The organism is Ruegeria sp. C8 (genome assembly GCF_056537565.1).
This window is the reverse complement of record NZ_JBQFRV010000001.1, coordinates 611,557-636,379: the sequence shown is the minus strand read 5'-3', so window position 1 is coordinate 636,379 and position 24,823 is coordinate 611,557. Positions and strand designations below refer to the sequence as shown.

Genomic DNA, 24,823 nt, shown 5'->3' with positions numbered 1-24,823 from the left:
TAGTGGGCATCGACTCATTCTTGGAAAGGATAATTTCATGCCTCTGTCTGCCGACCAACTGGCCGAGATCGAAGCGCAGCGCGCGCAATCGCATCCAACTCGCCGCGTTGTTGCACCGGGCATGGAAGACCATCTGTACACGGCCCATCAGGTGTTGGACCACGGTTTTGTCCGGGTCATCGACTATATGGGCGACGATGCAGCCATTTGTCAGGCGGCGCGCGTGTCCTACGGCAAGGGCACCAAATCCGTGCAAAATGATGAGGGCCTGATCCGCTATCTGATGCGTCACTGGCATTCGACGCCGTTTGAGATGTGCGAGATCAAGCTGCATGTAAAGCTGCCGGTTTTCGTCGCGCGCCAGTGGATTCGCCACCGGACCGCCAATGTGAACGAATACTCGGCGCGCTATTCGATTCTCGACCGTGAGTTCTATATTCCCGCCCCTGACCACGTGGCCGCGCAGTCCGAGGTCAACAACCAGGGTCGAGGGTCCGCCTTGGAAGGGGAAGAGGCCGCGCGCGTGCTGGAAATCCTAAAGGCCGACAGCGCCCGCTGCTATGACAATTATGAGGCGATGATCAATCAGGACGGGCAACAAGGTTTGGCGCGCGAACTGGCGCGGATGAATCTGCCCGCAAACATCTATACGCAGTGGTATTGGAAGGTGGACCTGCACAATCTGTTCCACTTCCTGCGTCTGCGCGCTGACCCGCATGCCCAATACGAGATCCGGGTCTATGCCGATATGATGTGCAAGATCGTCGCCGATTGGGTGCCTTTCGCCTATAGGGCGTTCGAGGATTATCGGCTGGGTGCCGTTAACCTCTCGTCCCAAATGGTCGACAGCCTGCGCCGGATGTTGGCAGGTGAGACTGTGACCCAGGAGAACTCGGGCATGACGGCGCGAGAATGGCGTGAGTTCGAGGATGTAATCCGCAAGGATTGAGCCTCAGAAGCATATCTTTTGTATATACGTTTTGTCGTGAAGCTGTTACATTGGCTTCATGACTTATTTGTTTCGCCTGATCCCACTGTGTCTTGTGCTGGCGTCACCTGCGCAGGCAAAATCACCTATAGCCGAAATACTGTGTGAAGCGACTCCTAGGCTGCAAGAGAAACTGACACGCCAATTCGGCGCCGAACGCGTGGCAACCGGCATGCGCGGGCCCGAGCAGATCATGGAGGTCTGGAGCAGCGACCGTGGCGACTGGACCATGGTCGTTACTTACGCGACAGGAACGTCCTGCATCGTGGCTATGGGCGAAGACTGGCATGCCCGCACCAACGAAAAATCGACACGTGGGTAACGCCGATTTCTAGGGAATATTTGGCTGACGGCCTGAAATTGGCCGTCAGCCTTGATTGGAAACACCCCACATCTGGCGGGGTGGAGGTTACAACGGCTTCAAATCAGCTGCCATCTGGCGGCCGTCACGCCCGTCCTGCAACTCGTACGAGACTTTCTGATTGTCTGCGAGTCCGGTGAGGCCGGATCGTTCTACGGCCGAGATATGAACAAACACATCTTTGCCCCCCTCATCAGGGGCAATAAACCCATAGCCTTTGGTAGTGTTAAACCATTTCACGGTGCCGGTTGGCATGTCCCGTGTCTCCTTCTACTTGCGCATTGTCCCACAAATTGGTGGGGGCTGTGTCGACGTCATGGCGTATCGGGCTGATTTCTGGGTCAGATACAGTCCGAAATGCACGTTTCGTCTTTTTCAACATTGCACGGTGAAGTAAAAAATCAAGAATTACCGCTGGAAACCAACCAGTTTGCATAAAAAAGTTACAAATGCAGGAGCAGCTCAAAAATGCGCCTTTATGGTTTGAAAAACTGCGATACGTGCCGTAAGGCGCTGAAATCGCTACCAGAAGCGACTCTCGTGGATGTAAGGGCGGACGGAGTTCCGGCTGAGACCCTTTCGCAAGCTTTTGCCACGTTCGGCGAGGCTTTGCTCAATACCCGGTCAACCACGTGGCGCGGATTGGACGAAGCCGAGCGCGCACGGCCGCCGCTGGAGTTGCTGGCCGATCATCCGACGCTGATGAAGCGCCCTCTGATCGAAAAGGACGGAGAGTTGTTTCTGGGGTGGACCGCTGAAACACGGGCCTCTCTTGGTGTTGCGTAGCCGCGTACCTATCTGCTGATACGAACTGTAAAGGAAGATACATGCGAAACGCTGCCATGATTTTGGGCGTCATCGCCGGTTTGATCGGTATGATTGTCGGTTTTTTCGGATATGGCTATGTCGAAGCCATCAAGCATTTTGGCGATATCGAAGGGATTGCCGAGCAGGTGGATAACCCTGACCTGATTCAAGCGGCCTCGATCGTTGCGCCTTTGTTGGCGATCGCGGGTGGGGCCATGGCCCATGCGCGGGCGTTGATTGCGGGGATCTTGCTATTGGCCTCGGCTGCTGGGATGTACTATGCGTTCGGTTTCGGCGTCTTCACCATGTTCCCGATTGCCTTTGCCGCGGTAGCCGGGGTGCTCGGGCTCGCCGCGGGAAAACCGGACGAACCCAAGGCTCATTTCTGAGTTATTTCAGGCGCAGGATGCGGTCCAACGACAGCGGGCCTGCGCCATTGATGACCATAACCAGAAACAGGAAGGTCCACATGGTGCGCTGATCCACAAGGTCAGGCGCGGCATTGAACAGGCTGCCCAGTTTCACGCCATGGCCGGTCACGTCGACAATGGTCTGCACCCAGACAAACCCGATCATTGCGACCGCCGCCAGACGCGTGAACAGACCAACCAGCAGCAGCGCGGGCAGGACGAACTCGGCCACGGTGCCAAGGAAGATCACGATCCGCTGGAAGAACGTCATTTGCGTGACGTCCCAAAGCACGGCTTCGGCGGCTTTCGGAAAGATTTGCCCAAACGCACCACTGGATGGCGAGAAGATCGACCCATCAATCTTCAGCATCGCCGAGTTCCAGTAGTAGACGAGCAATACAGCAATAAACACGAGCCGGGCGAGGGTAGGCGTCAGCCAACCGGACGCATGGTCCACCTTTCCCAAAACGGAGTTGTGGATTGAGATGAGCGCAGTCATGACTCCAGCCTTTCGATAGTCACAGAGGTTATTGCACCGCCTTGCAAAAGCAGTGCCAGAGTGGTTCCAAGATCAAAATCGGGCGTGTCGGCAGCGGTTTTTTCGAACGCGCTGCCGATGGTGTCGCCCGCTTGCATATGTGCGATCCAGTCTGCTCCGCCTTTGGGCAGCAGATGTGGGGCTGGATCATATTCCGGGCGGGTGACCAGAACATCCTCGGCTTGAGCGGCCGGTTTAGGGGCGTCCGCTTCCGAATTGTAGCGCCAGATCGCGTGGATCGGCCAATCCGACTGGATCACCCGCATCGCCGGGGCAAAACTCAGCCGTGCGCGCATCACGTCTTCCGGGGGAACGGCCAGCGCATCGGCGGGTGCGGGCGTGCTGTCTGCCGCGTGGTAGGAGTGGCGCAGGGCAAGTTCCAGCCGCGCCATATCGGCAAGGTAGCCCAGATGGGACAGCTGAGGCATTCCGGCGACAAAGGCGGGAAACTCCTCACCATAAAACATCATCAACGGGGATGTAGGCGGGTGCTGGCGTAGGAAAATGCCCGAAAGGCCATCCATGTTCTGTGGTCCAAGCAGCTTGGTGATCACGGGAAAGGCCTGCTGCATGGCCTCGGTCAGTGAGACAGCGACATTGTTGCGATAGACGCTGAACCGCCGACCGGCGGGTTGGTTTTCAGAATCCAGCAAACCCTCCGGGACCGGGGTAGTGGCGTCCAGAAGCGCGGCGCGGAACTGGGTTTGCGACACGCTCATGCCGGGATCCGCTCCAGAGCCGCCTGGGCGCGCACGGCCTCGTCCCGCAGGACCGGCCAGTCAGGAACATCCGTGTCCCACTCGACCAAGAGAGGCTTCGGCCCCGACCGATCCAGAACATAGTCCAAAAGCGCCCAGACCGGATCAACGACCTCGCGCCCGTGGCTGTCGATCAGCAGAGGTTTACCGTGGTCGTCTTCGTCTTCATCGTGACCGCCGAGGTGAATCTCACCAACCTTTTCAAGCGGGTAGGCATCGATATAGCCCTGGGGCGAGAAGTCCAGATTGGTGGCCGAGACAAAGACGTTATTCACGTCCAGCAACAGCCCGCATCCGGTTCGGTTCGAAACTTCGCGCAGGAAGTCAGGCTCGGACCAGTTGCTTTCCTCAAACGCCAGATAGCTCGAGGGGTTTTCGAGCAGCATTTGCCGTCCAACCACCTCTTGTACCTGGTCGATATGATCGCAGATGCGGGTCAAAGTGGCATCGGTATAGGGCAGGGGCAGAAGGTCGTTCAGGAAGTGGCTGTCATGAGTCGACCAAGCCAGATGCTCGGAGAAGCTGGCCGGGTTCAGCCAGCCGACCAGATGTTTCAATCGCGCCAGATGGTCTGCATCCAGCGGGCCTTCGCCGCCGATGGACAGGCCAACACCGTGGACCGAGATTGGGAATTGTTCTGATAGATGGCGCAGTTGCGCCAGTGGGCGGCCGCCGTCGCCCATGTAATTCTCAGCATGGATTTCCAGCCATGCGACGGGCTGCGCGTGTTCAAGGATCTGTGCAAAGTGCTGCGGTTTATACCCAACACCCGGCGCTGCGGGCAGGCGGTTCGACCTGAATGCGTCGTCCAGCATGTGTCAGTTCCCTATGATCACGTGAAAAGGGGCGGGCGACTTGGCCCGCCCCTTGGATCTTGTGTGGCAGATATTATGCCGGCAGGTCGCGGTTCAGTTCTTCCAGCGAACCTTTGCGCGGGGTGCCGTCTGCCTGTGCGGGCAGTTCGATATCGGCGCAGGTGCCTGCATCAACCAGAGTCCAGGCGTTGCCCTGATAGTCAACGGTCGAGGTGCCCGCGCATGTGGTGCCGGGGCCTGCGGCGCAATCGTTCTGACCGGCCAGCGAAACGCCATAGCATTTCTCTTTCGCTTGTGCGGAGGCGGTGGTTGCTGCGCCCGAAACGGCGGCTGCGACTGCTGTTGCGATAACCAGGGATTTGGCTGTGTTCGACATCTCGGTAATCCTTTTGATGACTGCGTATGTCTGCTTGTGACAATGACAAAGGTAACGACTAGTGAGCCACAGTTAAATTCACGAGGCCGTGTCTCACAAGCGCGTCAGGCATTGTCATGCCCTCTTGCAGGTTAACAAATTGTTTTTGAATTGAAAAATGGAAAATGTTTCAATCCGGCCCCGATTTCAGGGCCGGATGAGGGGTCAGAAACTGACTTATGTTACAGCAGGTCCGGTGGGGTGGCTGCCTTGGACAGCTCATTTGTTACAGTCTCAAGAGATTGAACCTGCGTTTGTTTTTCGCCCAGTCGGCGGACACTTACAGTGCGATCATCCACCTCGCGGTGACCCACCGCCAGGATGACCGGAACCTTACCGACTGAGTGCTCGCGGACCTTGTAGTTGATCTTTTCGTTGCGAATATCCGCCTCGGCCCGGACGCCAGCGGCGCGGAGCGTTTCAACAACTTCGGCGACATAGTCATCCGCATCCGACGTGATCGAGGCCACAACGACCTGCCGCGGCGCCAGCCAGAACGGCAACTTGCCCGCGTGTTCTTCGATCAGAATGCCGATGAACCGTTCGAACGACCCAAGACAAGCCCGGTGCAACATGTAGGGGCGATGCTTGGACCCGTCCGCGCCGATAAAGTTCGCGTCCAGTCGCTCCGGCAAGTTGGGGTCGACCTGCAGCGTGCCACATTGCCAGTTGCGGCCGATGGCATCTGTCAAAGTGAACTCCAGCTTCGGACCGTAGAACGCGCCTTCGCCTTCGAGAACCTCATAGTCATAGCCAGCGGCCTTGCAGGCATCGCCCAAGGCTTTCTCGACAAAATCCCAGCTTTCATCGCTGCCGATCCGCTTTTCCGGACGGGTGGACAGTTTGATGGTCCAGTCGTGGAAGCCAAGGTCGGCATAGACCTTCGACAGGAAGGCGATGAATTTTGCGGTCTCGGACTCGATCTGATCCTCGGCGCAGAAGATGTGACCGTCGTCCTGAGTGAAGCCGCGCACCCGCATGATCCCGTGCAACGCGCCCGAGGGCTCATAGCGCGCGCAGGAGCCAAACTCGGCCATGCGCAGCGGCAGGTCGCGATAGGATTTCAGGCCCTGATTGAACACCTGCACGTGGCACGGGCAGTTCATCGGCTTGAGCGCGTTGATCGCCTTTTCGCGGGCATGCTCTTCGTCAACTTCGACGATGAACATGTTCTCTTGGTATTTGTCCCAGTGGCCCGAGGCTTCCCACAGTTTGCGGTCAACGACTTGCGGTGTGTTGACCTCAACATAGCCGTCACGGTCCTGCATCCGGCGCATGTAGTCCTGCAGGGTGGTGTAGATTTTCCAGCCGTTGGGATGCCAGAACACCTGACCCGGAGCCTCTTCCTGCATGTGATACAGGTTCATCTCGCGGCCCAGCTTGCGGTGGTCGCGCTTTGCGGCCTCCTCCAGCATGTTCAGGTGCGCTTTGAGCTTTTCCTTGCCGGTGAACGCTACGCCATAGATGCGCTGCAACATCGCGCGGTCGCTGTCGCCACGCCAATAGGCACCGGCGATGGACATCAGTTTGAAGGCATCGCCCGGTAGTTGACCGGTGTGCTGCAGGTGCGGGCCGCGGCAAAGGTCCTGCCAGTGCCCGTGCCAGTACATCCGCAGCGGCTCATCACCCGGAATGGCTTCGATCAGCTCGACCTTATAGGGCTCATTGTTGGCCTTGTAGAATTCGATCGCGCGGTCGCGATCCCAGACCTCGGTGGTGACGGGGTCGCGCTTGTTGATGATCTCTTTCATCTTTTTCTCGATGAGGCCGAGATCTTCGGGCGTGAATGGCTCTTCGCGGTCAAAGTCATAGTACCAACCGTTTTCGATAACGGGGCCAATGGTGACTTTGGTGGCGGGCCAGATTTCCTGCACGGCGCGGGCCATCACATGCGCCAGATCGTGGCGGATCAGCTCATTGGCCTGCGCTTCATCCTTCATGGTGTGGATGGCGATTTGGGCATCTGCATCGATGGGCCATTGCAGGTCCCAGTGCTGACCGTTCACTGTGGCCGAGATGGCTTTTTTCGCCAGCGAGGTTGAGATGTCGGCAGCCACCTGCGCGGGCGTTACGCCTGCGTCATAGGAACGTGCATTGCCATCGGGAAAGGTAAGAGAGACGGATTTTGAATCCAGGGCCATGTCGGCTCTCCTCGTCGGTTCGGCGCCCACTGAACGCCCGGTTGCGGGTTATTTGCGTCTGGCTGCTTTGGCAGGTGGTGGGGATTGTGTCAAGAGCGGGAGCGAGGGGCCAGCCCCTCGCGCTCCCCGAGGTATTTTTGGCCAGATGAAGGGGGATCACGGAATTGCACTTAGGCGGGGGGCGTGCATGATGTCAGGAAAGCAAAGAGGACTTCATGGCAGCAACAGATTTTTTGGAAACGGCGCAGGGGCGGCGGTTGGCTTATCACAAGAGTGAAGGGGCCGGGCCGACCCTTGTTTTTCTGGGCGGTTTGAAATCGGATATGGAGGGGACCAAGGCCGTTCATCTTGAGGCTTGGGCGCAGGCGCGGGGGCAGGCGTTCTTGCGGTTTGACTATTCCGGGCATGGCGAAAGCTCTGAGGTGTTCACTGATGGCTGCATTGGCGATTGGCACGAAGATACGCTGGCCGCGGTGGGTGCCTTGACTGAGGGGCCTTTGGTGGTCGTGGGGTCCTCGATGGGTGGTTGGCAGGCGCTGCTGCTGGCAAAGGCGTTGCCGGAGCGAATTGTGGGCATGGTGACCATCGCGGCAGCCCCGGATTTTACCGAGGACGGCTATTGGGCGTCCTTTTCAGATGCGCAGAAGGTAGCGCTGGAGGAGGTTGGGCATGTAGAATTGCCCTCGGATTATATGGAGCCTTACATCATCACCAAACGTATGATCGAGGATGGTCGGCAACGCCTGGTTCTGCGGAACGCGTTGGATCTGCCGTTTCCCGTTCGTTTTTTGCAGGGGACGGCTGATACGGCGGTGTCGACTGAAACAGCCGTTCGCCTGCTAGAGCACGCGACCGGACCGGATATGCGATTGTTGCTGGTCAAGGATGCGGATCATCGGTTCTCGGACGGGCCATGCCTTGGCTTGATCGAAAAAGCCGTTCTCGACGTTTTGGGGAATGAATGATGCGCTGGTTTGGGTGGGCTCTTGGCCGGGTTTTGCTGGTTCTGATCGTTGTCGGAGGCCTGATTTATTGGTTTGGGCCGAGGGAAGAAGTGAACCTGAACCCGGATTTCGACCCCCGCAAGTTTGGCGAAGGCGTTCAGGTCTATTTTGAAAGCACGGAATCCGCCTTTGACGATATCGTCCCCGGTGTCGAAAAGCGTGTGATCTGGCAGGACGGGTTCAAAGAGCGGCGGACGCCCTATTCGGTGCTGTATGTCCATGGCTTCTCGGCCAGTTCAGAAGAGATCCGTCCCGTGCCTGATATGGTCGCTGACGCTCTGGGGGCCAATCTGGTATATGCACGCTTGCAAGGACATGGGCGCAGTGGGGCCGCGATGGGCGATGCGACCGCCTCTGGCTGGATGCAGGACATGGCCGAGGGGCTGGCGGCGGCCAAGGCCGTTGGGGAAAAGGTCGTGGTCATTTCGACATCGACCGGCGGCACGCTGGCGGCGGCGGCGGCTTTGAACCCGGCACTCAGCGAAGATGTCGCGGCAATGGTGTTTGTGTCGCCGAATTTCGGAGTGAATTCGACAGGGGCGTTCATACCCGGTCTGCCGTGGGCGCGGGATTGGTTGCCATTGTTGATGGGGCCGGAACGAGATGTATCCGGGCCAGATCCAGAAAAGAACAAGTACTGGACGGCCGTTTATCCGTGGGAGGCTGTGGTGCCGATGACAGTTCTGGTCGAAACGGTCTACGGTCTTGATTTCTCGCAAGCTTTGGTGCCAGCGCTGTTCTGGTTCTCGGATGATGATCAGGTCGTGCGCCCGGACAAGACCCACAAGGTGGCCGAGGCCTGGGGTGCGCCAGCAACGGTTGAGCTTGTCACGATGGGGCCTGAAGATGATCCGATGTCGCATGTGATTGCCGGTCGCCTGATGTCTCCGGACCAGACAGAGCCGACGGTGAATGGGATATTGGCGTGGTTGAAAACGCAGGGGATCGAATGACCCCTCCTTCAAGAGCATAGAGATGCGCAAGCCGGGCAGCATGTGGAGCCTTGAGACGCTGGGTCGTGTGCGTCTGTCCCGGCATTTCTTCATGCGCGATTTCCTGTACTCCGAGATCGGGAATTTCCATCAAAAACAGAACCTGCCTGAGAACCCGGAACTGGCCATCGAAACCGGCAGCGCCTTTTGCCAAACTTTGCTGGACCCGCTGGAGGAGACCTTTGGCCGGGTCGCGGTGCGCTCGGGCTATCGGTCGCCGTCCTTGAATGCCTTTGGCAACGAAAACCGCCTTAACTGTGCGCGCAACGACAATCCGCTGGAGTGTCATATCTGGGATTGGGGGCAGGGCAAGGCGCGGGTCGCTGGGGCATCTATCGTGATCCCCTGGTTTGCGGATCGCTACGCGCAGGGGCGGGACTGGCGTGATTTGGGCTGGTGGATGCATGATCATCTTGACTACTCCGAGATCTGGTTTTTCCCGAAACTCTGCGCATTCAATCTGGTGTGGCGTCCAAAGCCTCAACGCCGGATCGACAGCTATATCGCACCCAAAGGTTGCCTTTTACGACCGGGGGCCGAGCCGGGCGAAACGCTTTCAGCCCGTCAGAAACGCTATGCTGACTTCCCGCCATTCCGAGGAATCGCCTATCCATAAAGATTCACTTGCTGGGCTGATCCAAACCTTCCATCCTGATGAGAAGGAACGACTCGGATAACCGAGCAAAAGGAGGCCCCACTTGATTGAGCCGCTGGTGTTGTTGCCGGGTTTGATGTGTGATGCCCGGCTGTTTCATCCCCAAATTGATGCCTTTTCACGCCGCGGCGCCGTGGTCGTCTCGGCGATCAGCCGGGGGGAACGGATCGAAGAGATCGCCTCGGATTTGCTGGATCAGCTGCCTCATCGGTTCGCGCTGGCCGGGCACGGGCTGGGAGGCGTGGTGGCGTTGGAGCTTGTCCGTCGCGCCCCGGATCGGGTGTCGCGCCTGTGCCTGATCTCAACCGATGCGCAGGCCGACACACCGCAGATCGCGGCCGCGCGGGAGGATCTGATCATCGGCGCGCAGGCTGGTCGGCTTGAGGAGGTGATGCGGCAGGTTGTGGGGTCGGACACTCTGGCGCCGGGAACGCAGCGCATCCCTGTGTTGAATGACCTACTGGCGATGGCACTGGACTTGGGCCCAGAGGTGTTTGTTACCCAGATGCGTGCGCTACAGAGGCGCGCGGATCAGCAGGGCACGCTGCGCCGGATCAAAGCGCCCAGCCTGATCCTGTGTGGAAAACATGACCGGCTGACGCCCGAGCGCAAGCATGCCTTCATGGCGGACATGATCCCAAATGCAGTGATGCACATAATCGACGCGGCTGGATATCTGCCAACGCTGGAAGCGCCCGGGCAGGTGATCGACCTGATGCAAGCATGGCTGGATGAACCCTTGCGCATGGCCTAAGGGTAGAGCGCTGCGCGTTCCTCTTTGCTGATCACTGTCGGTGTCACGGCGGGTTCAAAACTCTCAGGATCAAAGAACGGCGTGTTTTTCCACCCGCCGGATAGTCTTGATTTGATCACGCGCCTAAGCAACCCAATTGCCGCCGGAGCCAGATTTTCGTGCTTTTGCTTGCCGTTGGGCCGAGGCACAAATCCACGAGTCGAGATCGGGCCAAGTCGTGCGCGATCGGCGATGCGCAATGCGATGAACCCCACAAAGGGAAATCTGGCGGTGCGTGGTGTCGTAGCCAAGGATGAGTTGCAGCATTTGGCATACCATCGCAGCATACCCTTCGGGCTTAGTGACATCGCCGCCAAATGTTCGGCGCCGCTGTCAATCGTGGCCTCGTCGGGGGCGATTTGAAACACCTCAACCGGGCCGGGGGCCGGGTCGGGTTGGCCGAAGTAAAGCTGGGCCGCACGGCAGTCGTGGCAAAAACATTCGGCATGGGTACCCAGACGCGCACCATCAGATGTGATGCGGCCTGTCAGTTTCCTGCAGGCGCAAGAAAAGGTGAGGTCAGCCTCTGACGCCAAAGCCCTTACGCGACTTTGTTGCTGTTGGCCGCCCGACGACGCGGTTTGCGGCTGTTCTCGTTCATGAAGTCGATGACCAGCGGGCGGATATTGTCGCGCCAGCTGCGGCCAGCGAAGATGCCGTAATGCCCCGCACCGGGTTCAACATGGCTGGCTTTCTTGCTGTCCGGCAGACCGGTACACAGATCAAGCGCGGCGATACACTGTCCGGGGGCCGAGATATCGTCATTCGCGCCTTCCACGGTTTTCACGGCCACATCGGTGATCTTGCCCATATCCACCTTGTGCCCGGCGACGACAAATTCGTTCCGCCCAATCTCGCGGTTTTTGAAAATGCGTTCGACCGTGGAGAGATAAAATTCGGCCGGCATATCCATGACAGCGAGGTATTCATCGTAGAAGCGATTATGGGCGTCATGGTCCGAGGCCTCCCCCCGCATCACACGCTGAATCTGATCCGTGAAGGCTGTGGAGTGGCGTTCGGCATTCATCGACATGAACGAAGCCAGCTGCAACAGGCCGGGATAAACCATTCGACCCACGCCTTTGTATTTGAAACCAACGCGCTGGATCATGGTCTCTTCCAACTGGCCCATCGTCACGCGACGGCCAAAGTCGGTCACGTCAGTCGGGGTGGCGTCGGGATCGACCGGGCCACCAATCAGGGTCAGGGTGCTGGGCTGGGCCTTTGGTTCGACCTCGGCCAGATAGGCGGTCGCGGCCAGTGTCAGTGGCGCAGGTTGGCACACAGCGACCACATGGGTGTCCGGACCAAGTTCCTTCATAAAATCGACAAGGTAGAGGGTGTAATCCTCGACATCGAACTTTCCGGCGGACACGGGGATATCGCGCGCGTTATGCCAATCGGTGATGTAAACTTCGCAATTGACCAGCAGGCTTTTGACGGTCGAGCGCAGCAATGTGGCGTAGTGACCGGACATTGGAGCCACCAAAAGCACCTTGCGAGGTTGCGTTTCGCGCCCGTTTACCTTGAAATGGAGAAGGTCCCCAAAGGGACGCTCCAGAACCGAGGTGACTTCGACCAGATGATCTTTGCCATCTTCACACGTGAACGTCCGGATGCCCCAATCGGGCTTCGCGACCATGCGTTGAAAGGTGCGCTCGGTCACTTCACCCCAAGCGGCCATCCAGCTGAACGCCGGGTTGGGAACCATCGAAAACAGCGGGTAGGAGGCCATCGCATTTGCCGTCGAACCAAGCCATTGGTTCGTATTGCGCATGGTTTCCATCAGATCGTAGGTCATCATGTAGCGCATCGAAGGATCCTCCGGAGTATCAACCTAAGAGTTCGGACCATTCGTCGCTTTGTCGACCAACGTCCGCGACGTTATTCTGCATAGCAGCGAGAGTAGGGGTGAATTGTTAAAATGACAACAAGTGAAGACAATACGGGCCAAGTTACCGAAGAACATATTGAACGCATTAAAGAAAATATGGAGAAGGTTGAGGCTCTCTCCAAGCGCCTGATCGAAGTCATGGCTTCGAAAAAGTCTCATGTCCCGGCATTGGACGGCCCGAATCAAGAGCTTTATGCACGTGCGGCAACGGCCTATTGGGCCGACGCCTTGCAGAATCCTGCCAAACTGCTGGAGCAGCAGATCGAATACTGGGGCAAGTCCGTTTTGAACTTTGCCGAGGCTCAGCAGGCCCTGACCACAGGTGAAGTCGATGAAGACGAACCCAAACCCAAGGATAAACGCTTTTCCAACCCGCTTTGGGACACCAACCCCTATTTTCGCTTGATCCGCCAGCAGTACCAGACCAATGCCGAAGCGATCGCGCAGGCGGTGTCGTCGGTTGAGGACCTTGAAGAGAAGGACAAGCAGCGCCTTCAGTATTTCTCGCAGCAGATCATTGACCTGATGGCCCCCACCAATTTTCTGGCAACCAACCCCGATGCCTTGGAGAAAGCTGTCGAAACCGAGGGGCAATCCCTGATCCAAGGGCTTGAGAACCTCGTCTCGGACCTAGAGGCCAATGATGGTGAGCTTGTGGTCAAGCTTGCGGATGACAGTGCATTCGAGGTTGGGGTCAATATTGCGACCAGCCCCGGCGATGTTGTTTATCGCAACCGCATGATGGAGCTGATCCAATACAAACCAGCAACCGAGACGGTGCACGAAACGCCCATCGTTCTGTTCCCGCCGTGGATCAACAAATTCTACATTCTTGACCTCAAAACCCAGAACAGCCTGATCAAATGGGTGACCGAGCACGGATACACCCTGTTTGTCGTTAGCTGGATTAATCCCGACTCCACCTACGCTGATGTGGGGATGGAGGACTATATTCAGGACGGGTTCCTGACTGCGATCGAGACGGTCAAGAAGATCTGCAAAGTAAAACAGGTCAACGCCGTCGGGTATTGCATTGCGGGCACCACGCTCAGCCTGACCCTGTCACTGCTCAAACAGCGCGGGGACAAATCGGTCAAGTCGGCGACCTTCTTTACGGCTCTGACCGATTTTGGCGATCAAGGAGAATTCACGCCGTTTTTGCAAAACGACTTTGTGGATGGGATCGAGGATCAGGTCGCCAAAGATGGCCTTCTACGCGCGTGGATTCTTGGGCGTACGATGTCCTTCCTGCGTTCGCGCGACCTGATCTACACGCCTGCAATCCGCAGCTATATGATGGGAGAGACCCCTCCGGCTTTTGACCTGCTGTATTGGAATGGCGACGGCTCGAACCTGCCGGGGAAGATGGCGGTGCAGTATCTGCGCGGCCTGTGCCAGCACAACGAATTCGTGGGCGACGGCTTCGAGATGCTGGGCCACAAGCTGCGTGTCAGGGATGTGGACGTCCCCCTGATGGCTATCACCTGCGAGACGGACCATATCGCCCGCTGGAAAGACTGCTATCGCGGTGTTCAGCAGATGGGGTCCAAGTCCAAGACTTTTGTCGTATCAGAGTCCGGCCATATCGCCGGAATTGTGAACCCGCCCAGCAAGAAGAAATACGGCCACTACACCAACCCTGATCTGAAATTGGATGCCGAGGCCTGGTTAAAAGACGCTGACTTTCACGAAGGATCCTGGTGGCCGATGTGGGGCGCTTGGCTGAAGAAACGGTCTGGCAAGCAGATCCCGGCGCGCGAAACGGGTGATTCGGAGCATCCGAGCCTGTGTCCAGCGCCTGGCAGCTATGTTTTGCTCAAGGCAAATCGTTGAGCAAATCGCTGATTTCAAAATGAAACTTGATTTTTTCTGCATTGCAGCAAGAAAAAACTTGAAATGCTGCGATGCAGAAATCATATTGTCCTCAAGCCGATGGAAACCGGGGTGGGCCCGGTTCGGTGAAAAGGATTAGGACAATGGCAAAGACCCAAGACTTCACCGCGATCATGAAAGACGTCATGGGCGCGTTTCCGGTAGACACCACCGCAATGGAAGGTGCCTTCAAATCGACCGCAGCGCTGAACGAAAAGCTGTCGGGCGTTGCTCTGGACGCGGCTGAGAAATCGGCTGAAATCTCGAACAAATGGACCAAGGACACCCTGGCCAAGCTGACCGAGATGTCGAAAGCAAAGGCCGAGCCTGCTGACTACGCAAAAGCTGCAACCGACTTCGCAAGCGCGTCGGCTGAAGTTGCTGCTGAAAACCTGGCTGCTTTCGCTGAAATCGCGAAAAAAGTTCAGTCGGAAACCGTTGAGCTGCTGATGGCTGCTGGCAAAGACGCTGCTGAAGAAGCAACCGCAGCTGTCAAGAAAGCGACTTCTGAGGTGACGACTGCTGCCAAGAAAGCCGCAGCTGCCAAGTAAGAACGTCCGCGACGAGCATCTTATCCTCCCTATAGGTGCCATCGCGTTGGGCAGGTCGATTGACCTGCCCTTTCTTTTTGTGCTGCAGTCGCATAACCTCTGCTGCAACGCATCATCCTTGGGGAGGGTACAAGGTGTCGGACAAAGAAAAACCGCTGTTGATCAAGCGCTATGCCAGCCGTCGGCTGTATAACACTGAGACCAGCGATTACGTGACGCTCGAAGATATTGCGGGGTTCATCCGCGACGGGCGCGAAGTTCAGATCATTGATCTGAAGACGGGCGATGACCTGACCCGCCAGTACCTTTTGCAAATCATTGCCGAACATGAAAGCCGGGGCGAGAACGTCCTGCCGGTGAATGTCCTGAACGATCTGGTGCGCAGCTACATGGTGCCGGGTGGGGGCATGATGCCGCAATTCCTACAAAGCTCGTTCGACATGCTGCGCGAAAGCCAAAGCAAGATGATGGAGAACATGAACGCCATGAACCCGATGTCTCAGATGCCGGGATTCGAGGCGATGCAGGCGCAGCAACAGGCGTTCCTCAAGGCGATGACCGGCGGGTTGTCCGGCAACTGGTCAGGCCCGGATAAAGAGGATGAGTCCGAACCAAAAGAGGACCTGGACGACATCAAAAAGCAATTGGCCGAGTTGCAGCAGAAGCTTTCGAAACTGAACTAGAGGCATAAGCGATGCGCTGGCTGGTCCTGTGTATCGCCATTCTTTGGTCGCAAGCCGTTTGGGCCGAGGGGCAGTTCTCTGAAAACTGGTCGGCAGTCTGTCGGTTGGGGACAGATACCTCTGCCGGATGTCAGGATATCCGGGCGCGTGAGATACTCGATGCGTCCGAGGCCCCTTGGCGCGCGATTGGTCGCGTCAACTACGCAGGGCGGGACCAACGATCTCATTGTACGGGCGTTCTGATCTCGGAAAACCATGTGTTGACGGCGGCGCATTGTCTCTACAATCGATCACGCAAACGCTGGATACCACCCGAGAGTATTCGATTTGCTGCCGGGTACCAGCGGGGCGAGGCGGTCTCGGTTGCGCGAGCCGATGACTATATCTTGCCTGCAGGTCAAGACGTATCGGCCAGCTTCTCCGATCAACCCGAATTGGACTGGGCCATTCTGGTGCTGGACGCTCCGATCGGGGCCGAGGTCGGTTTCGTGAAACCGGCAGATCAAGAGGTCGAGGCGGGTTTCGTCGCGGGCTATCCGGGGCTAAGACCTCATGTCCTGAGCCAGACAGAGACTTGCCCCATGCGTATATATGCAGGCCAAATGCTGCATGGGATCTGCCCGGTGATGATGGGGGATTCCGGCGCACCGCTGTTGGTGAATACCTCGGGCGGGCTGCGGGTGGCTGCTATCTTGTCCCGCATCGCACCGACCCCCGAAGGGATCGATGCGTTGTTCGTCTCAGTGCTCGGAGTTCAGGTACCGTAAGCGGGGACAGGGCCAATCACCTCACCGACCGAGGCCAGCAAGATATCGGCGATCACGTCCAGTTCCTCACGCGTCAGGCGCACGGGCAGGCGCACGTCACAGGCTGTCATCAGCATGGCACGTGTTTGCGGCAGTTCGAATTGCTCAGGCAGGAACTGCCAGTTCCAGAAGGCGCGGGCATTGTCTTCGCTCATGCCAAAGACCTGAACTTTGACGCCGCGCGCCTCGGATGCGGCGGCAAAGGCGCGGATTTCATCCTCATCCATGCCGACCAGATTGAACTGAATCGAATCCGGCGCACGACGTTCGGGCGAAAGCGGGGCAGGGACGTCGATATAGTCCGAGCTGTTCAGACGTTCCGCCACATAATCGTGGTTCGCCAGCCCATCGCGCACGCGGCGCGCCAGTTCTGGAATCTGAGGGCGGATCACTGCGGCGCTGAGGTTGCTCATCCGCAAGTTATATAGCGGCAGTTTGTTCTGCCAGCGGGCAAAGGCCTGCTCCAACTCAGGTGAGTTGTCGCCATGCGGAGTTTTGTGCTTCTTCCAGTTATGCTCATAGGCCCCTGACATGATCACGGTGCGGGCCACCAGATCGGCGTCGTCGGTGATCAAAATGCCACCTTCGCCGGCGTTGATCATCTTGTAGGACTGGAACGAGAAGCAGCCAATTTTGCCGATGGTGCCAATGTTGCGCCCATGCCAGGTCGTGCCCAGCGAATGGGCGGCATCTTCGATCACCGGGATATCGCGCGCGTCGCACAGCGCCATGATCGCATCCATGTCCGAGGTATGGCCGCGCATATGGCTAATGATGACCGCCTGCACATCGTCCAGCTTGGCCTCGAAATCAGCCATGTCGATGCGGTAGTTCGGACCAACTTCGCACAGAACCGGAACGCAATCCGCATGCACGACCGAAGATGGTACGGCTGCAAATGTGAAGCCTGGGATCAGAACCCGCGCATCCCGCGGCAGGCCCAGTGCCTTCAGCGACAGAAACAGAGCGGCCGAGCAGGAGGAAACAGCCAATGCGTATTTCGTGCCTAGTAGTGTGGCGAACTCGGATTCCAGCAAAGAGACCGGCGCGTCCTGCGGCGCGGTGTAACGAAACAGGTCGCCTGACTGCATCAGGGCGTCAATTGCGTCTCGTGCGGCGGCGGGGATGGGTTCGGCGTCATGAACGTTGGGTGGCAGCGTCATATTTGGTTTTCCCGAATTCTAACTTTCACTTTATTAAATCAAGCATCCCGCCCGTGCCAAGCCCCCAATCGCAAGATCGGCAAAATTTCACCAAATTGTCGTATGGAAAACGGGGGCTAGATCCCCAGCCGATCCCGCATCGCGTACCATGTCATCGCCAGCACCAGCAGAGGGCTGCGCAGGGCCGGACCACCGGGAAAGGGCAGGGCCGGGACACGGGCCATTGTATCGAACCCTTCGGCCTGCCCTTGGATGGCCAATGCCATCAGTTGACCGGCATGTGTTGCGGTGCCGACGCCATGGCCGGAATAGCCAGAGGCGGACAGGATATTCGGCGCAACACGCGTAAGATAAGGCATCCGCCGCATTGTAATCGCCAGAGTGCCGCCCCACGCGTAGTCGAGCCTGACGTCCCGCAGATGCGGAAAGATCTCGGTCATTGGCTTGCGCACGGTGGCGGCGATATCCGAGGGGAAACGGTAGCCATAGCTTTCGCCTCCGCCAAACAGAAGGCGCCCATCGGCGCTGAGGCGGAAGTAGTTCACCACGAATTTCGTATCCGCAACCGCGACATCCTGCGTCAGTACATGTGCGGCCTCATCCCCAAGCGGCTCCGTCGCGGCTATGAAGTTGTTGATCGGCATCACCCGCGCCGCGACCTGCCGGTTCAGCGTTCCAAGGTATCCGTTGCAAGCCAGAATGACGTGTTGGGCGCGGACATTCCCACCTTCGGTAAGAACAGTAGCCGGGTCGCCTTGTTCGATCCCTGTCACCTCGGTGCCTTCGAAAATACGCACGCCCGCGGCCTCAACAGCACGGGCCAGACCGAGCGCATAGTTCAACGGGTGCAAATGCGCCGCTCCCATGTCCAGATACCCACCCTTGTAAGCGGGTGAGGGGCAAAGGGCGTGGCCCGCCTCTTCATCCAACAGCTCGATCTGATCGTAGCCGTAGCGGTCCGACAAATGCGCGGCATGGGCGTGCAGATCGCTGCGCTCGGACGCTGACAGGCCCAGGTTGGCGATGCCAGGCTTCAGGTCGCAGTCAATTTTGTGCTTTTTAATCAGCGATTTGACCAAGGCTTTCGCATCCTCGGCCAGATCCCAAAGCTTGGTGGCGTCGTCCTGTCCGACGAGCCGCTCCAGATCCTCCTGGTCCATGCGCTGGGCGCTGCCCAACTGGCCGCCATTGCGGCCTGATGCGCCGAAGCCCACTCGGTGTGCCTCAAGCAGGACAACGTCCATCCCGGCCTCGGCCAGATGCAGCGCAGCCGACAAACCCGTATAACCGCCGCCGACGATGCAAACATCGGCGCGCGTTTCGCCTTTGAACTCAGGAAAACGCGCGAGCGGATTGGCTGTCGCGGCATACCAGCTTGCCGGATACTCGGCTTTGCTATCGTTGGAATAGAGAAGGTTCATCTCTGGTGACCCCAAAAGGCTCAGACGTTCAGCAAGAGATGTTCCCGCTCCCACGGAGAGATCACCTGCAGGAACTCTTCGTACTCGGCCCGTTTCACGATGCCATAGACGCGGGCGAATTCAGGGCCCAGTATCTCATGCAGCTCCGTGGCTCCGTCGAACAGGTCCAGAGCATTCCCCATCACCTGCGGGATATCCCCTTCGCCCTCATAGGCGTCACCGTAGAACTGCCGGCGGGGGCGTTCCTGTTGGACCAGACCCAGATAACCACAGGCCAGTGACAACGCGATCCCGAGATACGGGTTGCAGTCCATTCCAGCGATACGGTTCTCCACGCGTCGTGCTTCAGGGCCGGACAGCGGCACCCGGATACCCGTGGTGCGATTGTCCCGCGCCCATTCCAGATTGATCGGCGCGGCATGGTCTTTCACATAGCGACGGTAAGAGTTCACATACGGCGCCATCACGGCAAGACCGGCGGGCAGGTGGGTCTGCAGGCCCGCGATGAAGTGATAAAACGCGTCCGTCTCACCTCCTTGCGGACCGGAGAAGATGTTCTGGCCGGTCGCTATGTCGATGATCGAATGGTGGATGTGCATGGCCGATCCCGGCTCATCCTCGATCGGTTTCGCCATGAAGGTCGCGAAGCAATTGTGGCGCAGCGCGGCCTCGCGGATCAGGCGTTTGAAGTAGAAGACTTCATCCGCCAGCTTCACCGGATTGCCGTGGCGCAGGTTGATCTCAAGCTGGCCTGCGCCGCCTTCTTGGGTGATCCCGTCGATCTCGAACCCCTGATGTTCGGCGAAATCATAAATGTCGTCGATCACCGGACCGAATTCGTCCACGGCCGTCATGGAATAGGCCTGACGCGCGGCGGCAGGACGGCCCGAGCGGCCCATCATCGGCTCAATCGACTGCGCCGGGTCAACGTTGCGGGCGACTAGAAAGAACTCCATCTCCGGGGCGACCACCGGCTTCCAGCCCTTGTCGTGATAGAGCTGCACAACACGTTTCAGCACGTTGCGCGGGCTGTAGGGGATCGGGTTGTCGTCGCGGTCATAGGCGTCGTGGATCACCTGCAGCGTCCAGTCGCCAGTCCAAGGCGCCGCCGATGTGGTCGAGAAATCCGGTTTCAGGATCATGTCGCGTTCAATGAATCCGTCCTCACCCGCGGCTTCACCCCAGCCGCCCGTGATCGTCTGGTAGAAGATACTGTCAGGCAGGTGGAAATAGGATTGCCGCGCGAATTTCGATGCGGGAACGGCCTTGCCTCGGGCAATGCCCGGCAGGTCCGAGATTATGCACTCGACCTCATCCAGCCGATGTCCGGCGATATAGTCTTGTGCGGCCTGCGGTGCTGCGTCTGTCCAATCGGCCATCAGGCCCTCGCTTTCTTCAGAAAATCCGCCATGATCTGCGCGATCCGGGCATTATGGTCTGGTGCTGTTTGTCTGTTCGCCGCGGCTTGCATGAGGTCATCAGGCACCAACCCTTTGCCGCGCGTGCGCATCAGGCCCGAGACGAAATCGTTGGAAAATTCAGGATGCGCCTGCACGGTCCAGATCTGGTCACCATAGCGCAGCATGGCGTTTTGGCAGAAGTCATTGCTGCCGATCACCTCGGCCCCGTCCGGCACGTCCACGACCTGATCCTGATGCCATGCGTTTAGCCAGACGTTGTCGCCATCAAAGTCATATTCAGTACGTCCAACCGACCAACCACCTTGGTATTTTTCGACCTTGCCGCCCAGCGCCTGCGCGATGATCTGGTGACCAAAGCAGACACCCACCAGCGGCTTGCCGCTTTGGTGAATTTGGCGGATCAGGTCCTCAAGCGGGGGAATCCATGGCAGGTCCTCATAGGCCCCGTAGCGAGAGCCTGTGATCAGCCAGCCATCTGCGTCTTCTGCGCTGTCTGGGAAGATCCCGTCAACGACTGCGAAGGTTTTGAATTCAAACCCATGTCCGTCCAGCAACGCCGGAAACAAAGAGTCATAGTCCCCGAAATCCTGCATGAGCGCATCAGGGGTGTGGCCAGTTTGTAGAATGCCGATTTTCATAAGTCACCGAATTTGATCAAATTCAGAAATACCCGAGAGCGGGCCTTCGGGCAAGGGGGTCACACGGCCTCGAGATAGCTTAGCCAGTGTTCGTCCTCCGGGCGGTCTGCAAAACGTGCAATTTCCTGCCGTTTGGTCATCGACAGATTGCGGATCAATTCCGATGGGAAAAGCCGGGCAATGATCGGGTAGCTCTCGAACAGGTCGATGGCGGCGGACCAGTCGCCAGCAAGCTGAGGCAGACCGTCAATTTCATAAGCATTGCCCGAGATCGGGGCGGGGGGCACCATGCCGTCCTCGATGCCGACCAGTGCCGCGCCCAGAACGGCACTCAGCATCAGGTAAGGGTTGATGTCGCCGCCAGCCACGCGGTGTTCGATACGTCGGGCCACGGGGGCACCGCCCGGAATGCGTATGGCGGCGGTTCTGTTCTCATAGGCCCAGCTTGCACCGGTGGGGGCATGAGCGCTGGGCACAAGCCGCGCGTATGAATTCCCATGAGGGGCAAAGATCAGAGTGCTGGCAGGCATGGCAGCAAGGCACCCGGCCACGGCTGAGCGCAGCAGGTCGGTGCCCTCGGGCCCGCCATCGTCGAAGATGTTCCGCCCGTCTTGGTCCAGGACCGAGAAATGCACATGCATCCCGTTTCCCGCGTCCTCGGCATATGGTTTCGACATGAAGGTCGCAGCAAAACCGTGTTTTCGGGCCAAACCGCGCGTCAAAGCCTTGAAAAGCCACGTATCATCAGCGCAGCGCATGGCGTCCTGATGATTGAGGTTGATCTCGAATTGACCGATACCGCTTTCGGATATGGCGGTTTGTGCGGGGATGTCCATTGCAGCGCACCCGTCATAGAGGTCGGTGAAGAACGCCTCGAACGCGTCCATTTCGGCGACGGACAGAACCGCTTCATCCGTCAGGCGGCGACCAGTGATGGGGTTGAGAGGCGGTAACGGTTGGGGGCCGGATGCGTCAACAAGGGTGAATTCCAACTCAGTCGCCGCAACGACTGACCAGCCGCGCTGCGCGTAGCGCGACAGCACGGATGCAAGCGCATGGCGCGGGTCGCCTGAAAAGGGAACGCCGTCATCGTCATAGAGGCTCATGGGAACCAGGGCCGTCGAGGTTTCCAGCCATGGCACTGGCACAGGCCCGCGCTCGGTCGGAAGCAGGATACCATCGGCGTCACCGGTTTCGAATACGAGGGGGCTTCCGTCGATGTCCGCGCCCCATAGATCGACGTTCAAGGCCGAGAATGGCATGCGCACGGCACCCTTGCTCAGCTTGTCGGCATAGGTAGGCGGGACGCGCTTGCCTCGCATCTGACCGTTCAGGTCGCAGGCGGCAACGCGGAAATTATGCAAGGCGTTCAGGTCCATTGGGGCTGTAGCTCCTCTCGGTTATCCGAGATGTAGCGAAGCCAAACGGCCTTGTCACGAAATTTGATCAAATTTCGGCGGTAGTAAAAAGGCGTCGGCACAAATTGCGCCGACGCTCTGTTTCTTAGGATCAGACGAAGGTTACGCCGTTTTCCGCCATGGGCAGGGTCGTAACCTTCACGCCCGAAAGAGCGCGGATTGCATTCGCCAGCGCCGGGGCGGACGGAGGCGTGCCCGGCTCGCCGACGCCCGTGGGCGCTTCGGCTGATGGAACGATATGGACGTCAATCGCCTGGATGTCACCAATCCGCAGAGGCTCGTAATCCGGGAAATTGAACTGGTCTACTGCGCCGCTGGTCAGCGTGATCTGGTCGCGCATGACGTGACCAATGCCATAGCCGACACCACCTTCGATCTGTGCTTTGACCACATCGGGGTTCACCGCGATGCCGCAATCAACGGCACAGGTGACTTTTTCGATGCGAACTCCGCTATCCAAATCGCCGGACACCTCGACTACTTCGGCCACATAGGAGCCAAAGGACTTGTGGACCGCGATGCCTTGCGCGCGCCCGGCTGGAGCGTTGCCCCATCCGGCCTTCTCAATCGCCAGCTTCAAAACTCCGGCTTTGCGGGCCTGATCTGCGTTGCTGTCATCGCTTAGATGCGCCAGGCGGAACTCGACCGGGTCACGACCGGCGGCCTCGGCGGCCAGGTCCATCATGGCCTCCATCGCATAGGCCGTATGGGTGTGCCCGACCGAACGCCACCACAATACAGTCGTCGCTTTCGGTGTATCCGTCAGACCCACGGCCATGCCGGGGATGGCGTAGGGGCTGTCAGAAACCCCTTCGACCGAGCTGTGGTCGATGCCGTCATGCACCAGGACGGCTTCAAACGGCGTACCTTTGATGACCGATTGACCGGCGATTTGATGGTGCCATCCGACGATATTCCCTTCGCCATCCAGACCAACACGCACTTTGTGACCAAAGGCAGGGCGGTAGTAGCCGCTGCGAATGTCATCTTCACGTGTCCAGACCAGTTTGACCGGGCGAGAGCGGTCGGTGACCACGAAGGCCAGCGCGGCCTCGACCTGATAGTCCGCATCAGGTGTCGCACGGCGTCCAAAGGACCCGCCTGCCAGCATGGTGTTGATGTGAATCTTCTCGGCCGGAAGTTCAAATATCTGCTGGTAGGCCATATGTGGGCCGGTCGGCATCTGCGCGCCATCATGCAGGACAATGTCGCCCTCTGCAGTCTGTTCGATGGTGCAGTTCAGCGGTTCCATCGGCGCATGGGCCAGAAGCGGGAAGTAGAAGGTCCGCTCAACCACAGTGTCAGCGCCGTCGATAGCGGCAGAGACGGCGGCAAAATCGGCCTTGTTGACGTTGTAGGTCGGCTCGGCATCGAGCGCGTCCATGATCTCGGCCTTGATCTGATCCGAGTCGCGAGTTTCAGCGCCCGACATATCCCATTCGACCTCAAGCGCATCACGCGCCTGAATCGCGGCCCAGGTGTTTTCCGCGTAGACAGCGACACCCGCTTGGTTGGGTAGAACCGCGGCACTGATGTAGCCTTTGACCTCTTTCGAGGCGCTATCGTCAAACCCTAGCGCAATTCCGCCTTTGGATTCAGGGCGTTTGATCATGGCGATCATCTGGTTGGGAAGGTGAACGTCCATGGCATACATGGCCTGACCATTGCCCTTGATCGCCGAATCCTTACGCCGAACGGCTTCGTTTCCGATCAGGCGGAACTCGGACGGGTCCTTCAGGCGCGGCTCGGACGGAGCGTCCAGCTGAGCGGCTGCGGCCACGAATTCGGCAATCGGAGCGGACTTGTCGCCGGATTTGACAATGCCTTCTTCGATTGTGATGCCCGATGCGTCGACGCCCCAGCTTTGGGCCGCCGCGTTGATCAGCATCTCGCGTGCGGCAGCACCGGCCTGACGGTATTGCAACCACGAATTCGCCATCGCGGTCGACCCGCCCGTGCCCTGGAACGGTCCGAACAGCAGGTTGTTGTAGACGTTGGGATCAGAGGGCGCGAATTCGTATTCGATCTGGTCCATCGTCAGGCCGATTTCTTCGGCGATCAGCGTGGGTAGGCCGGTCGCAGGGCCCTGACCCTTCTCAAAGTGCTTGACGATGGCGGTCACGGTGCCATCCGCGTCGATCTTCACGAACGGGTTGAACTGAGCGGTCTCGGACGAAGCAGCCGCCAGCGCGCCATCCGGACGCGCGCCAACCAGCAGGACGGCACCAGCAGCAGCGGCGCCTTTCAGAAATCCACGGCGAGAGGTGTTGATGGTCATG

The 24,823-nt window shown here is 58.5% G+C and carries 26 protein-coding genes; 12 read left to right on the top strand and 14 right to left on the bottom strand.

Features of this window, described 5'->3' with window-relative positions; genetic code table 11:
* Positions 1-37: 37 nt before the first annotated feature.
* Positions 38-949: an FAD-dependent thymidylate synthase gene (gene thyX, locus ACR0KL_RS03195; protein ID WP_170676563.1), complete on the top strand. Its 912-nt coding sequence runs from the start codon at positions 38-40 to the stop codon at positions 947-949.
* A gap of 58 nt (positions 950-1,007) precedes the next feature.
* Positions 1,008-1,310, top strand: a complete 303-nt coding sequence (locus tag ACR0KL_RS03190) for a hypothetical protein (RefSeq protein ID WP_170488721.1) — start codon at positions 1,008-1,010, stop codon at positions 1,308-1,310.
* Between the two features lie 87 nt (positions 1,311-1,397).
* On the opposite strand, the gene ACR0KL_RS03185 is transcribed toward ACR0KL_RS03190, so the two are convergent.
* Entirely contained in the window at positions 1,398-1,604 is a 207-nt protein-coding gene (locus ACR0KL_RS03185) for a cold-shock protein (RefSeq protein WP_008758035.1), read from the bottom strand.
* A 213-nt stretch (positions 1,605-1,817) separates the two neighbouring features.
* Between ACR0KL_RS03185 and ACR0KL_RS03180 the strand changes: the two genes are divergently transcribed.
* Positions 1,818-2,135: an ArsC/Spx/MgsR family protein gene (locus ACR0KL_RS03180; protein ID WP_170660231.1), complete on the top strand. Its 318-nt coding sequence runs from the start codon at positions 1,818-1,820 to the stop codon at positions 2,133-2,135.
* Positions 2,136-2,176: 41 nt separating this feature from the next.
* Positions 2,177-2,545, top strand: coding sequence for a hypothetical protein (locus ACR0KL_RS03175; RefSeq protein WP_170660230.1), 369 nt, complete (start codon positions 2,177-2,179; stop codon positions 2,543-2,545).
* 1 nt (position 2,546) lies between these two features.
* On the opposite strand, the gene ACR0KL_RS03170 is transcribed toward ACR0KL_RS03175, so the two are convergent.
* The 5 genes from ACR0KL_RS03170 to thrS all read right to left on the bottom strand — a co-directional run bounded on the left by ACR0KL_RS03170 (position 2,547) and on the right by thrS (position 7,233).
* Positions 2,547-3,065 (bottom strand): DoxX family protein, encoded by a 519-nt coding sequence (locus tag ACR0KL_RS03170; RefSeq protein ID WP_170459064.1) that lies wholly within the window; start codon positions 3,063-3,065, stop codon positions 2,547-2,549.
* Positions 3,062-3,823, bottom strand: coding sequence for an HvfC/BufC N-terminal domain-containing protein (locus ACR0KL_RS03165; protein ID WP_170660229.1), 762 nt, complete (start codon positions 3,821-3,823; stop codon positions 3,062-3,064). The genes ACR0KL_RS03170 and ACR0KL_RS03165 overlap by 4 nt, the downstream gene beginning before the upstream one ends.
* A complete protein-coding gene (gene bufB / locus ACR0KL_RS03160) occupies positions 3,820-4,677 on the bottom strand; it encodes an MNIO family bufferin maturase (RefSeq protein WP_170676561.1) in 858 nt (285 codons plus the stop codon). The genes ACR0KL_RS03165 and bufB overlap by 4 nt, the downstream gene beginning before the upstream one ends.
* A 73-nt stretch (positions 4,678-4,750) precedes the next feature.
* Positions 4,751-5,053 carry a BufA1 family periplasmic bufferin-type metallophore gene (locus tag ACR0KL_RS03155; protein WP_170374122.1) on the bottom strand — a complete coding sequence of 101 codons (303 nt, stop codon included), beginning with the start codon at positions 5,051-5,053 and terminating at the stop codon, positions 4,751-4,753.
* Positions 5,054-5,274: 221 nt separating this feature from the next.
* On the bottom strand, positions 5,275-7,233 hold the full coding sequence (gene thrS, locus ACR0KL_RS03150) for a threonine--tRNA ligase (RefSeq protein WP_170676559.1): 1,959 nt from the start codon (positions 7,231-7,233) through the stop codon (positions 5,275-5,277).
* A gap of 215 nt (positions 7,234-7,448) precedes the next feature.
* Between thrS and ACR0KL_RS03145 the strand changes: the two genes are divergently transcribed.
* From ACR0KL_RS03145 to ACR0KL_RS03130, 4 genes are all read left to right on the top strand, one after another.
* Positions 7,449-8,198 carry an alpha/beta fold hydrolase gene (locus tag ACR0KL_RS03145; protein ID WP_170676557.1) on the top strand — a complete coding sequence of 250 codons (750 nt, stop codon included), beginning with the start codon at positions 7,449-7,451 and terminating at the stop codon, positions 8,196-8,198.
* The gene (locus tag ACR0KL_RS03140) at positions 8,195-9,190 is read left to right on the top strand and encodes an alpha/beta hydrolase (RefSeq protein WP_480523201.1); all 996 of its coding nucleotides are present in this window, start codon (positions 8,195-8,197) and stop codon (positions 9,188-9,190) included. Before ACR0KL_RS03145 ends, ACR0KL_RS03140 begins: the two co-directional genes overlap by 4 nt.
* Positions 9,191-9,230: 40 nt before the next feature.
* Positions 9,231-9,845 carry a hypothetical protein gene (locus tag ACR0KL_RS03135; RefSeq protein ID WP_480776642.1) on the top strand — a complete coding sequence of 205 codons (615 nt, stop codon included), beginning with the start codon at positions 9,231-9,233 and terminating at the stop codon, positions 9,843-9,845.
* 82 nt (positions 9,846-9,927) lie between these two features.
* Positions 9,928-10,638, top strand: coding sequence for an alpha/beta fold hydrolase (locus tag ACR0KL_RS03130; protein WP_170640898.1), 711 nt, complete (start codon positions 9,928-9,930; stop codon positions 10,636-10,638).
* On the opposite strand, the gene ACR0KL_RS03125 is transcribed toward ACR0KL_RS03130, so the two are convergent.
* Together ACR0KL_RS03125 and phaZ are read right to left on the bottom strand one after the other, a co-directional pair.
* Complete coding sequence (locus ACR0KL_RS03125; protein WP_170676555.1) at positions 10,635-11,213, bottom strand: DUF6151 family protein; 579 nt, start codon at positions 11,211-11,213, stop codon at positions 10,635-10,637. The genes ACR0KL_RS03130 and ACR0KL_RS03125 overlap by 4 nt on opposite strands.
* A gap of 5 nt (positions 11,214-11,218) precedes the next feature.
* Positions 11,219-12,490, bottom strand: a complete 1,272-nt coding sequence (gene phaZ / locus ACR0KL_RS03120) for a polyhydroxyalkanoate depolymerase (RefSeq protein WP_170374116.1) — start codon at positions 12,488-12,490, stop codon at positions 11,219-11,221.
* A gap of 111 nt (positions 12,491-12,601) precedes the next feature.
* Between phaZ and ACR0KL_RS03115 the strand changes: the two genes are divergently transcribed.
* From ACR0KL_RS03115 to ACR0KL_RS03100, 4 genes are all read left to right on the top strand, one after another.
* Entirely contained in the window at positions 12,602-14,404 is a 1,803-nt protein-coding gene (locus ACR0KL_RS03115; RefSeq protein WP_480776628.1) for a PHA/PHB synthase family protein, read from the top strand.
* A 143-nt stretch (positions 14,405-14,547) separates the two neighbouring features.
* Complete coding sequence (locus tag ACR0KL_RS03110; RefSeq protein ID WP_170374114.1) at positions 14,548-14,994, top strand: phasin family protein; 447 nt, start codon at positions 14,548-14,550, stop codon at positions 14,992-14,994.
* A 134-nt stretch (positions 14,995-15,128) separates the two neighbouring features.
* The gene (phaR, locus tag ACR0KL_RS03105) at positions 15,129-15,677 is read left to right on the top strand and encodes a polyhydroxyalkanoate synthesis repressor PhaR (RefSeq protein WP_170552879.1); all 549 of its coding nucleotides are present in this window, start codon (positions 15,129-15,131) and stop codon (positions 15,675-15,677) included.
* An 11-nt stretch (positions 15,678-15,688) separates the two neighbouring features.
* Positions 15,689-16,444: a trypsin-like serine protease gene (locus tag ACR0KL_RS03100; protein ID WP_170676551.1), complete on the top strand. Its 756-nt coding sequence runs from the start codon at positions 15,689-15,691 to the stop codon at positions 16,442-16,444.
* Here the strand turns inward: ACR0KL_RS03100 and ACR0KL_RS03095 are convergent.
* From ACR0KL_RS03095 to ACR0KL_RS03070, 6 genes are all read right to left on the bottom strand, one after another.
* Positions 16,432-17,646, bottom strand: coding sequence for an aminotransferase class I/II-fold pyridoxal phosphate-dependent enzyme (locus tag ACR0KL_RS03095; protein WP_170676549.1), 1,215 nt, complete (start codon positions 17,644-17,646; stop codon positions 16,432-16,434). The two genes, ACR0KL_RS03100 and ACR0KL_RS03095, sit on opposite strands and share 13 nt — an antisense overlap.
* A gap of 116 nt (positions 17,647-17,762) precedes the next feature.
* A complete protein-coding gene (locus ACR0KL_RS03090) occupies positions 17,763-19,067 on the bottom strand; it encodes an NAD(P)/FAD-dependent oxidoreductase (protein ID WP_170676710.1) in 1,305 nt (434 codons plus the stop codon).
* A gap of 20 nt (positions 19,068-19,087) precedes the next feature.
* The gene (locus ACR0KL_RS03085) at positions 19,088-20,446 is read right to left on the bottom strand and encodes a glutamine synthetase family protein (protein ID WP_170676547.1); all 1,359 of its coding nucleotides are present in this window, start codon (positions 20,444-20,446) and stop codon (positions 19,088-19,090) included.
* Positions 20,446-21,126, bottom strand: a complete 681-nt coding sequence (locus tag ACR0KL_RS03080; RefSeq protein ID WP_170676545.1) for a type 1 glutamine amidotransferase — start codon at positions 21,124-21,126, stop codon at positions 20,446-20,448. The genes ACR0KL_RS03085 and ACR0KL_RS03080 overlap by 1 nt, the downstream gene beginning before the upstream one ends.
* Positions 21,127-21,185: 59 nt before the next feature.
* Positions 21,186-22,505: a glutamine synthetase family protein gene (locus ACR0KL_RS03075; RefSeq protein ID WP_170676543.1), complete on the bottom strand. Its 1,320-nt coding sequence runs from the start codon at positions 22,503-22,505 to the stop codon at positions 21,186-21,188.
* A gap of 130 nt (positions 22,506-22,635) precedes the next feature.
* Complete coding sequence (locus ACR0KL_RS03070; protein ID WP_480776627.1) at positions 22,636-24,822, bottom strand: xanthine dehydrogenase family protein molybdopterin-binding subunit; 2,187 nt, start codon at positions 24,820-24,822, stop codon at positions 22,636-22,638.
* Between the last annotated feature and the right edge of the window lies 1 nt (position 24,823).